The organism is Thermobifida cellulosilytica TB100 (genome assembly GCF_001517975.1).
GTDB lineage: Bacteria > Actinomycetota > Actinomycetes > Streptosporangiales > Streptosporangiaceae > Thermobifida > Thermobifida cellulosilytica.
This window is the reverse complement of record NZ_KQ950186.1, coordinates 66510-69287: the sequence shown is the minus strand read 5'-3', so window position 1 is coordinate 69287 and position 2778 is coordinate 66510. Positions and strand designations below refer to the sequence as shown.

The window sequence follows — 2778 nt, the reverse complement described above, 5'->3', positions numbered from 1 at the left end:
TCGTGGAGGGCCGCGGCGGTGGTGAGTCCGCCGATACCGCCGCCGACGATGACCGCGTGAGGCTGCGCCATGGGATGTCCTTAATACTCGGCCGCCGCCCCCGACCCGCAGTCCGGAACCGGGCAGGGCAAAGCTGGCCCCAGGATAGGGCGGCAGCCGCGGGAAGACCACGGTGGGACGCGAGATTCAGGAGACTCGCTCCGCCCCTGCCGCCACAGCGGGCGCTCGGGGCGGGGCACACGGCCCCGCCCCGGTGCGGTCACTGGCGCTTGCGGTGGGCCAGGGCGCGGGCGCGCTCCTTCTGGTCGAGGACGACCTTGCGGATGCGCACCGCGTCCGGCGTGACCTCCACGCACTCGTCCTCGCGGCAGAACTCCAGCGCCTGCTCCAGGGAGAGCTTGCGCGGCGGCACCAGGCGCTCCAGCTCCTCGCCGGTGGAGGAGCGCATGTTGGTGAGCTTGCGCTCCTTGGTGATGTTGACGTCCATGTCGTCGGCGCGCGAGTTCTCGCCGACGACCATGCCCTCGTAGACCTCGGTGCCCGGCTCCACGAACAGGCTGCCGCGCTCCTGGAGGTTGAACATGGCGTAGGCGGTGGCCTGCCCGCTGCGGTCGGCGACCAGCGACCCGGTGGGCCGGGTGCGCAGCTCGCCCGCCCAGGGCGCGTAGCCCTCGAAGACGTGGTGGGCGATGCCGGTGCCGCGGGTCTCGGTGAGGAACTCGGTGCGGAAGCCGATGAGGCCGCGCGACGGCACGATCCAGTCCATGCGGACCCAGCCGGTGCCGTGGTTGGTCATGTTCTCCATGCGGCCCCTGCGGACGTTGAGGAGCTGGGTGACCGCGCCCAGGTACTCCTCGGGCACGTCCACGGTCAGGCGCTCCACGGGCTCGTGCACCTGGCCGTCGATGACCTTGGTGACCACCTGCGGCTTGCCGACGGTCAGCTCGTAGCCCTCGCGGCGCATCTGCTCCACCAGGATCGCCAGCGCCAGCTCGCCGCGGCCCTGCACCTCCCAGGCGTCGGGGCGGTCGGTGGGCAGCACGCGCAGGCTCACGTTGCCGACCAGCTCCCGGTCCAGACGGTCCTTGACCAGGCGGGCGGTGACCTTGGCGCCCTTGACCCGGCCGACCAGCGGCGAGGTGTTGGTGCCGATGGTCATGGAGATCGCGGGCTCGTCGACGGTGATCGGCGGCAGCGGCCGCGGGTCCTCGGGGTCGGCGAGGGTCTCGCCGATCATGATCTCGGGGATGCCCGCGATGGCGATGATGTCGCCGGGGCCGGCCTTCTCGGCGGGCTTGCGCTCCAGCGCCTCGGTCATGAACAGCTCGGTGACGCGGACCTGCTGGACGGTGCCGTCGGTGCGGATCCAGGCGACCTGCTGGCCCTTGCGGATCTCGCCCTGGTGGACGCGGCACAGCGCGAGGCGGCCCAGGAACGGGGAGGCGTCGAGGTTGGTGACGTGCGCCTGGAGGGGCGCGCCGGGGGTGTACTCGGGCGCGGGGATGGTCTCCAGGATGGTGCGGAACAGGGGTTCCAGGTTGTCGTTGTCGGGGAGGCTGCCGTCGGCGGGGCGCTCCAGGGAGGCCCGGCCGTCGCGGGCGCAGGCGTAGACGATGGGGAAGTCGATCTGGTCCTCGGTGGCGTCCAGGTCCATGAACAGCTCGTAGGTGTCGTCCACGACCTCGGCGATGCGGCTGTCGGGACGGTCCACCTTGTTGATGACCAGGATCACCGGGAGCTTGGCGGCCAGGGCCTTGCGCAGCACGAACCGGGTCTGCGGCAGCGGCCCCTCGCTGGCGTCCACCAGCAGCACCACCCCGTCCACCATGGACAGCCCGCGTTCGACCTCGCCGCCGAAGTCGGCGTGGCCGGGGGTGTCGATGATGTTGATCACCACGTCCTCGCCCTCGGGCGTGGTGTAGTGGACGGCCGTGTTCTTGGCGAGGATGGTGATGCCCTTCTCGCGCTCCAGGTCGCCGGAGTCCATGACCCGCTCGTCGACGTCCTGGTTGGCGCGGAAGGCCCCGGACTGCCAGAGCATGGCGTCCACGAGTGTGGTCTTGCCGTGGTCGACGTGGGCCACGATGGCGACGTTGCGCAGGTCGGTACGGCGGGCCGTGCCTTCGGCAGGGGTGACGGTGGGCATGCGAAAGTCTCGATCTTCTCTGTGGGATGTGAGGAAACACCGCGACTTCCGCGGCCGTCTGCCATTTTATGCGGCCTTCGCACCCCCGCGGAGAAACGCACAGGTCACCCGGTGTGCGCCTGGTCTCCTCAGCGGCCGTCCACCAGGGGGCCGGGCACGCCGGGCCGCAGCGCCGCCCGGACGTCGCCGATGAACGGCAGGTCGGTGGGCAGCCAGGCCACCTCGTCCAGGGTGTCGGGGGTGAGCCAGCGCAGCGCCAGGTGCTCCAGGAGCCGCGGCTCGCCGGACACGAGCTCGGCGGTCCACAGGCGCAGCACGGCCGGGGGGCCTTCGGGGCGCGGGGGGAAGGGGACCTCGCGGTCGAGCCGACGCAGCGGCCGGACCTCGACGCCGAGCTCCTCGCGGCACTCGCGGACCAGCGCCGCCTCCTCGGTCTCCCCGGGGTCGACCTTGCCACCCGGGAACTCCCAGCCGCCGCGCATGCTCGCGGGCTCGGCGCGCTGGGCGGCCAGCACCGCGCCGTCGCGGATGATGGCGGCGCCGACGACGATCAGGGTCTCTCCGTCTGCCATGGGGCGACCCTACCGCCCGGCGGCGACGGCTCCCCCGCCCGAGGCGGGCGGGGCCGGGGC

General features: G+C 72.2%; 2 protein-coding genes. Both read right to left on the bottom strand.

Annotation, left to right across the window (positions count from 1 at the left end; translation table 11 throughout):
* Nucleotides 1–259: 259 nt before the first annotated feature.
* Nucleotides 260–2146 carry a translational GTPase TypA gene (typA, locus tag AC529_RS17060; RefSeq protein WP_068758373.1) on the bottom strand — a complete coding sequence of 629 codons (1887 nt, stop codon included), beginning with the start codon at nucleotides 2144–2146 and terminating at the stop codon, nucleotides 260–262.
* 128 nt (nucleotides 2147–2274) lie between these two features.
* A complete protein-coding gene (locus AC529_RS17055; protein WP_068758372.1) occupies nucleotides 2275–2718 on the bottom strand; it encodes a (deoxy)nucleoside triphosphate pyrophosphohydrolase in 444 nt (147 codons plus the stop codon).
* Nucleotides 2719–2778: the final 60 nt, after the last annotated feature.